Annotated in this window: 1 protein-coding gene; it reads left to right on the top strand. The window is 47.3% G+C overall.

Annotation, left to right across the window (positions count from 1 at the left end; all coding sequences use genetic code 11):
• Window positions 1–87: 87 nt before the first annotated feature.
• The coding region (locus tag WA381_RS20900) for an IS1634 family transposase (RefSeq protein WP_336172774.1) at window positions 88–1,682 on the top strand (1,595 nt) is incomplete at its 3' end.

The following is a 1,682-nucleotide window of genomic DNA, read 5'->3' as shown; positions in this document are numbered from 1 at the left end:
CCGTCATTCCGCACCTAATTAACTGATTTATTTTTCTTGACACCGATCCCCCATTTTGATCTATTACTCATCTTTGGGTGCAGCAAAATGGCTATTTCTACTTCCTCCCTATCAGGGTTAACTATCAAACGCATGGACCATCTTGGTTTAGTATCCGGTATGTGTCGGGAGCTTGGTATCGCTAAGATGATTGACGCGGTTATCCCAAAAAACAATGAGCATAAGGTGACTCATGGAGAAGCCTTTGTCGCCATGCTTCTCAATGGTTTGGGTTTTCACAGTCGCACCCTACACATGTTTGCAGATTTTTTCGCTGACAAACCCACTGAACGCCTGATTGGTCCGGGTGTAAAGGCCAAGCACCTGAATGATGATGTACTTGGTCGGTGTCTTGATGCCCTCTATGAAGCAGACGTGTCGTCGCTATATCAAGTCATGGCTGAGCGAGTGGTCGACACTCTGGGGTTAGCCAGTAACGCTGTGCACCTGGATATCACCAGTTTTCATGTCGATGGTGAATACGCTGTTGATGAACAAGATAGCGAGACTAAACGCATTGAGCTGGTTAAAGGTTACAGCCGGGACCACCGGCCAGAATTAAACCAGGTGATACTGGAGCTGATTTGTGAAAATCAAGCCGGTATCCCTGTCTATATGCAGGCTTTAAGTGGCAATACGAATGACCAGAAAGCTTTTGCAGAAGTCACCCGTCACCATATTCAGTGTTTAAAGGCCGCACAACAATGCCGATATTTTGTTGCCGATGCGGCGCTTTATACCGAAGAATCTATCACTGCCCTGGCAACACAGAACCAATTGTTTATTTCACGAGTCCCCATGACCATCAAAGACGCCAGGCAGCACGTAAGCAACGTGACGGAAGCCAGTCTCACTGCCATGGGTAACGGTTACCACGGTTGTTGGGTGGATGCAGACTATGCCGGAGTGAAACAGAAATGGTTGATTCTGCGCAGTGAGCAGGCGACTAAACGGGAGCAGCAGACGCTGGCCCGCAATTTACTTAAAAGCAGTGAAAAAGAGCACAAGCAATTTATTAAATTGTGTAAGCAACGCTTTGCCTGCCAGACCGATGCCGAGACGGCAATGAAAGTCTTTAGCAAGACGTTAAAAACAACCCGCATCAGTGAGTTTGACTGTATAGCCCACCCCGTGTTCTTAGGTAAAGGTCGCCCCAAAAAAGGACAACAGCCAGCATACTATGAATACCAACTCGATGGGCTGATAGCCACCTGTTTGGATAAAGTTGGAATAGCTCAGGCGCAAACTGGGATGTTTATCCTCGCAACCAATGATTGTAGCGGGGAACTCAGTATGCAGACATTGTTAGATACCTACAAATCCCAGCAACATGTTGAGCGGGGATTTCGTTTTCTCAAAAGTCCGGAATTCCTGACATCCTCACTGTTTCTAAAGAAACCGGAAAGGATTGAAGCGCTGCTCATGGTGATGACGTGCAGTCTGATGATATACGCCGCCCTTGAACACCGGATCCGAACGTCATTAAAAGAAAGACAACAATACTTCCCTGACATGAAAAAGAAACCGTCCCAGAAGCCAACGGCACGATGGGTATTTCTGTGTTTTAGTGGGATCCACGAAGTCAGTATTGGTGACTCTCCCCCCGTAATCACAGACAAACAGGAGCGCCAGCAGGTGATCAT

It is taken from the genome of Alteromonas sp. CH_MED4-4, from assembly GCF_037029575.1.
Classification (GTDB): Bacteria; Pseudomonadota; Gammaproteobacteria; order Enterobacterales; family Alteromonadaceae; genus Alteromonas; species Alteromonas macleodii.
The sequence above is the reverse complement of the archived record's forward strand: the minus strand, read 5'-3'. Positions and strand labels throughout refer to the sequence as shown.